The organism is Humibacter ginsengisoli (genome assembly GCF_054780095.1).
Window position 1 is genome coordinate 213,739 of record NZ_BAAGWZ010000007.1, and the last position, 6,011, is coordinate 219,749.

The following is a 6,011-nucleotide window of genomic DNA, read 5'->3' on the forward strand; positions in this document are numbered from 1 at the left end:
CTTGCAGGGCGGACAGGACTCGAACCTGCAACCTGCGGTTTTGGAGACCGCTGCTCTACCAATTGAGCCACCGCCCTTTACGTGCCGAAGTCGTGACCGCTTCCGAACGATTCGAAAATGGGCGCAGAAAAGCTTGGCTGACTTCAACAACCTCGGTCAAGTGTAGGCGAGCGGTGCACGGTAGCGCAAAGCGACGATCGCCTCACAGCAGACGCCTCGCGAGGGCCCACGCGGTCAGCTCATGACGCGACGACAACTGGAGCTTGCGCAATACGGCGGAGACGTGGGTCTCCACCGTTTTCACAGAAATGAACAGTTCACCGGCCACCTCTTTATACGCGTATCCGCGGGCGATGAGCCGCATCACCTCGCGTTCACGGGCCGTCAGGCGGTCCAGCTCGTCGACGCTCTCCGCCTGCTCTCCGGATGCCGTGCCGAACGCATCCAGCACGAACCCGGCCAGCCGTGGCGAGAAGACCGCGTCGCCGCCGGCGACGGCCTGCACGGCGCGCGTCACCTCGGCACCGGAGCTGCCCTTCGTGATGTATCCCCGGGCGCCCGCGCGGATGACGGCGACCACGTCTTCGGCCGAGTCCGACACGCTCAACGCCAGAAACCTCGTCGACTGCGCTCGAGGTGCGGCCCGTCGCGCTACCTCGGCCCCGCCTCCCGCCTCACCACCTGGCAGGTGCACGTCGAGCAGCACGACGTCGGGCCGCAGCGCGGCGACCGTCTCCACGGCGGAGTCCACGTCTCCAGCCTCGCCGATGACACGGATGCCCGCTCCAAGGTCGGCGCGCAGCCCCGACCGGAAGATGGAATGGTCGTCGACGATGACCACGGTGATGTCATCCGACCCGCTCGATGGGCCGCTTGGCTCGGTCACTGCTGCTCCTCTCCGGACTCGGCGCCCTGTTCCGCGCCGTACTCGAGATGGATGCGCACCTCGGTCCCCACACTCCCCGCGCCCGGACGCACGGATGCCTGCCCGCCTGCCCTGCGCATCCTGCCCACGATCGACTCCCGAACACCCATGCGGTCGGAAGGCACGTCACGGAGGTCGAAACCAGAGCCTCGGTCGCGCACGAAGACGTCGACCGAGTGCGGCGTGCCCTCGACGTACACACTGACGTCGCCGCCTGCGTGACGGGCGGCGTTCAGCATGGCCTCCCGCGCCGCCGCGGCAACCTCGCCGCTGGAGCGTTCGGCGGTCTCGCCGACGGCCACCAGATCGAACCGCACCGGGTAGTCGAGTTCGAGTGCCGCCGCCGTGTCGCGCAGGTCGGTGACCAGATCGCTGTCGTCCCGCCGCTCGCCGGAGTACAACCACTCGCGCAGCTCACGCTCCTGGGCCCGCGCGAGCCTGGCGACCTCGCTGGAAGCTCCCGCCCTGGTCTGGATGAGCGCCAACGTCTGCAGCACGGAGTCGTGCAGATGCGCTGCCATCTCGGCACGCTCCTCCTCGCGCACCCGCTTGGTGCGTTCGGCGATCAGCTCGCGCCAGAGTCGCAGAGCCCACGCTCCGGCCAGAACCGCGACACCGGCGAGAACGGCCGCAAGGAAAAGCATCCATGCCCAGCCGGGCGCTCCCCCACCCCAGATGAGCATGCCGAGGATGCCGGCGGCCAGCAGCAGCACGCCACTCGCGGTGCGCAGCCAGCGGGCGGTGGCCTCGTTACGGGGAGCGGAGGCATCCACGAGCTGGTCCCACGCCACCGCGCCCACGCCGCACCCGATGACGCCGATGATCATCGGGAACAGCACGGCCGGGTCCGTGAGCCCGGCACGGAACGAGCCGCCGAGACCGAACATGAGAAGGGTCAGCGCGGCTGCGATCGCGAACAGCACCCACGGCACCGAAACACGGCGATGCACGAGACCGTGCGCGTCCGTCTCGGCCGGCTCGAGCGGCGTCAGCGCCCACAGCCACGCATAGAGCAGGATGCCCGCGCCTCCGCACAGTGCGAGCCCGACCGCGAGCCATCGGGTCGTCCGCACGCTCCACCGGAGATGCCGGGCGACGGCGACGCACACTCCACCCAGGGCGCACTCGCGCGGCCGGAGAAGCGGCGGCCGCAGGCCGGCTCCGCTCGAGGGGGTGGACATACTGGCATCCAACCATCCGAGCGGAATCGGGGTACGCCCTGGCGACGGATCTCAGGGACCGATCAGGGGCATCCCCCATCGCGGAGCGAGCGGCGGCTCGGGCACGATCGAAGCATGTCTGAACATCCCCGTCAGCACGACGACCACGCAGCGGGCGGAGCGCACTCCTACGGCGCCGCGTACTCACAACAGAACGGCGCCCAGGGCAGCGGGGGCGAGCGATTCTTCGGCTGGCTCCGATCCCTCGGGGTCGTGCGCCAGAACGGATGGATCGGCGGGGTCTGCGGCGGAGTCGCCGCACGACTCGGCATCGATCCGATCATCGTGCGCGGCATCGCCGTGGTGGTGGCCGTGCTCGGCGGCCCCGCGTTCCTGCTCTACGCAGCGGCGTGGCTGATGTTGCCTGATGCGCAGGGCGACATCCACCTGCAGCGCCTGATCAAGGGGCACTTCGACCCGCCGATCATCGCGATCATCGTCATCGCGCTGTTCTCGTTCCTGCCGTTCGCGCAGGGCTTCTGGTGGGCGGGCGCTCAGTTCTGGAGCGGGCTGAGCTGGTTCTCGTCGGTCGGCCGGGTGCTGTGGACACTGCTCGTGATCGCCCTCATCGTTGGCGTGATCATCTGGGCCGTGCGCAACGGCCGGATGCCGTCGGCGGCTCCGGATTCACGTCCTCCCTACTCTTCTGGCTCGTCTTCTGCCTCACCGAGCTCACCCTCGACCTCACCGACGGATGCCGGTGCCGGCGCCGCACATTCGGCCTCTGCGAACGCTGCCCCGGCATGGGCCACCGCGCCGGGCTCTTCCACCGCGCCAGGCTCTTCCACCGCGCCGGGCTCTTCCACCGCGCCGGGCAGCACCGTGTATGGAACGCGCAGCACGGATGCGACAGCAGCGAGCTCGGCCTCGGCGGCCACGGCCCCTGACCAAGGCGACCTCGCCGACTGGCGTGCCCGGCAGGACGCGTGGAAGGCGGACTACGCGGCCTGGACGACGCAGCGCGACGATGCCAGGGCGATCCGTCAGCAGCGCTCGGCCGAGCTGCGGGCGCAGTCGCAGGTGCTCGCAGCCGAGGCGGAGGAGGCCCGCAGACGTCGCCGGGCGGCGAACCCGCGCACGAGCGCCGCATACGTCTTCATCGCCCTCGGGGTCGCTCTGGTGGCGGGCGGGATCGCTGCCGCCATCGCACTCGTCGGCGCTGCCTCGGACTACGCGCTCGCGATCGCGCTCGCTGTGGCGACCGGCGTGATCGGGCTCGCGATCGTGACGGCCGGCATCCTGCGTCGCCGCAGCGGCTTCCTCACGTTCGTGTCGATCGTGCTGGTTCTGGCCACCTTCGGTGCGACTGTGCCGCCACACGGACACGAACTGATGCTGCTGCCTCGCGCCACGTACTGGAACCCGCAGCATGTCTCGATCTATCAGCCGGTCGGATCGCTCGAGCTGAACTACGACACATCGGGCACCAGGACGGCGGATGTCGTGCAGGGCGCGGGCGATGTCGCCGTGCGGCTGCAGAACGGCGTCAGCGCGCGCGTCGTGGTCGTTCAGCACACGGCGGGTAGCTCCGTGAGCGCCGCCCGGTTCGATGGCCAGGGCGACACGCACGAGGTCGCACCGTCGAGCGGTTCGGGGCTGACGCACACCTACGTGTTCGGACACTCGACTCCGACGGTCGATCTACAGATCGACCAGATCGCCGGCGACGTGAACGTCTACTACTACCCGGCGGCCCAGCGATGAACGAGGAGACGGCGATGCCACAACACGACGACAAGCCCGAAGACGTCGCGGCGGACGCGACCGAGACGATGGATGCGGCCGAGACGATGGATGCGGCCGGCAGCGCCGACGCGGGCGACAAGACGGACACGGGCAACGGGACAGATACCGCCGACAAGACAGGCACCGCCGACAAGACAGGCACCGCCGACAAGACAGATACCGCCGACGGGACGAGCGCCGCTGACAGCGGCGGCACCGGCCGCACGGCCGAACGCGCTGAGTCCGCCCGTTCAGGCGAGAGCACCGACGTCACGAATCCGACCGAGGTCATCGAGCCCGCGGATGAGGCAATGAGCACGAGTGCTGCCGAGACAGCCACAGTGCCGACGGATTCGATCGATTCGGTACTCGGCATCCCTGCGGTCTCCGGGTACGGCTTCACAGACGCCACGCACGGTTCTGCGGACCCATCTGGCTCGTACGGCCCAACTACTCCGACTGCTCAAAACCGAACTTCCCCACAAACCGGGAGTTCGTCGGAGGTTCCCTACGGCGCTTTCTCCGGGCCCGCTTTCTCTGGGACGGCTTCCTGGGGTCCCGCGGTCTCCGCGCGACCGCGAGTGCGTGTCGGAGCGATCGTGTGGGGCGTTCTCGTCATGGCATTCGCCGCCGCAGTGATCGTGGTCTCCGCCTCTCCCGACGCGAGGTACGCGTTCGACGCGTGGCAGGCATCCCTCACACCTGTTGCATGGGCGGTGATCGAGGTCGTGGCGCTCGGCGTCGCCGTGCTGCTGATCGCGGGTACATCGGCGATTCGCGGCGCCCAGCGCAGAGTTCAGACCCGAGATCGCGGGTAGCGTCAGGGCGGCCCTGGTTGCGGGACGCTCCATGCTCCACTTTCCGTCCACAGACGCGCGTTCGGCCGGGTTGTCCACAGGTGAAACGCCTGGTCAGGGGTCGGTTCGGAATGTCGGTGGGTGCTGCTCGACTTGGTTGTATGAACAGCTCGAACGCACCGGTCGCCGCCTCCACGGCGGCACTGTCGGATGCGTTCGACGCGCTCACCGCAGCGCTGGATGACGTGCTGCCCGCGACGGGTGTGCACGGTCTCGAGGACGAGGTGCTGCTGACCGCGACCCGTGCGGTGGAGGCCCTGGGCCGGAAGGTGGATGCGTTGCGTGCGCATTGTGCTGGGGAGATTCTGGAACGCTCCCCGAAGGGTCTCGGTGCGGAACGCCTCTCCGCCCGTAATGGGTGCCGCACCCCCGCGGAGTTGACGGCACGGTTGACCGGGGTGTCGGAGGCGACCGCTGCCCGGCGTGCTGCGCTCGGGCAGGCGGTGGCGGTGCGGGGTTCGGTCACCGGTGGGTTGTTGCCGCCGAAGTTCCCCGCCGTCGCCGAAGCGGTCGCTACCGGGGATCTGGGTGAGGATGCCGCCCGCATCATCGTCAACACCCTGACTGGTGTGGAGCATCGTGCTGATCCGGAGGACTGGGCCGCCGCCGAGCGTGACCTGGTCGCTTCCGCCTTGGGTGAGGGGTTCACGGCGGATCAGACCCGGGTGCAGGCGACGGTGTGGCGGGTCGCGTTGGATCCGGACGGGGTGGAGGGGGATGCGGAGGAGGCGATGCGGCATCGTGCGCTGACCCGGCTGGGCACGAGGGGTGGGCTGATCAGGTATCGGATGGAGTTGATGCCGGAGATCTCCGGGAAACTGGAACAAGCCATCGCCGCCGTGGTGTCCCCGAAATCGAAACCCACCTTCCTCAACGGCGACCAGCTGACAGAGGCTGGCCTGGATGACCGTACGTCGCCGCAGCGGCGGCATGACGCGTTCGCGTCCCTGATCGATGCCGCCGCTCGCAGTGCGGAGGTTGCGTCGATGGGGGGTGCTGCACCCACGGTGCTGGTCACGGTGGACGAACACGACCTCCGGGAGGGTCGTGGTGCCGGGTGGATCGACGGGGTTCAGGAGCCGATCCCGATGACCGCGGTCACCCAGTTCGCCTGCGCCGGCGGCATCCAAAAACTCCTGATCCGTGAGGGGCGGATCGTGTCGTTGTGGTCACCGCAACGCTGCTTCACCCCCCAACAACGCAAAGCGATCGCCGGGGACTGCTGCACGGATGGGTGACAGTTTCGGTTAGGCCGCGAGGGCCAGGGCTTGGTTCATGATGGTC

At 68.8% G+C, this 6,011-nt stretch carries 5 protein-coding genes and 1 tRNA gene; 3 read left to right on the plus strand and 3 right to left on the minus strand.

Annotated features, from left to right (window positions below):
* Nucleotides 1-4 precede the first annotated feature (4 nt).
* The 3 genes from ACYVI5_RS14045 to ACYVI5_RS14055 form a co-directional block, all read right to left on the minus strand.
* Nucleotides 5-77, minus strand: a tRNA-Trp gene (locus ACYVI5_RS14045).
* Nucleotides 78-202: 125 nt separating this feature from the next.
* Nucleotides 203-886 (minus strand): transcriptional regulator, encoded by a 684-nt coding sequence (locus tag ACYVI5_RS14050; protein ID WP_460580743.1) that lies wholly within the window; start codon nt 884-886, stop codon nt 203-205.
* A complete protein-coding gene (locus ACYVI5_RS14055) occupies nt 883-2,106 on the minus strand; it encodes a PspC domain-containing protein (RefSeq protein ID WP_460580744.1) in 1,224 nt (407 codons plus the stop codon). Before ACYVI5_RS14055 ends, ACYVI5_RS14050 begins: the two co-directional genes overlap by 4 nt.
* A gap of 114 nt (nt 2,107-2,220) precedes the next feature.
* Here ACYVI5_RS14055 and ACYVI5_RS14060 point away from each other — a divergent pair, with 114 nt between their 5' ends.
* From ACYVI5_RS14060 to ACYVI5_RS14070, 3 genes are all read left to right on the plus strand, one after another.
* Nucleotides 2,221-3,849, plus strand: coding sequence for a PspC domain-containing protein (locus tag ACYVI5_RS14060; protein WP_460580745.1), 1,629 nt, complete (start codon nt 2,221-2,223; stop codon nt 3,847-3,849).
* Nucleotides 3,850-3,863: 14 nt separating this feature from the next.
* Nucleotides 3,864-4,688: a hypothetical protein gene (locus tag ACYVI5_RS14065; RefSeq protein WP_460580746.1), complete on the plus strand. Its 825-nt coding sequence runs from the start codon at nt 3,864-3,866 to the stop codon at nt 4,686-4,688.
* Between the two features lie 140 nt (nt 4,689-4,828).
* Complete coding sequence (locus tag ACYVI5_RS14070; RefSeq protein ID WP_460580747.1) at nt 4,829-5,965, plus strand: DUF222 domain-containing protein; 1,137 nt, start codon at nt 4,829-4,831, stop codon at nt 5,963-5,965.
* The last annotated feature ends 46 nt before the right edge of the window (nt 5,966-6,011 follow it).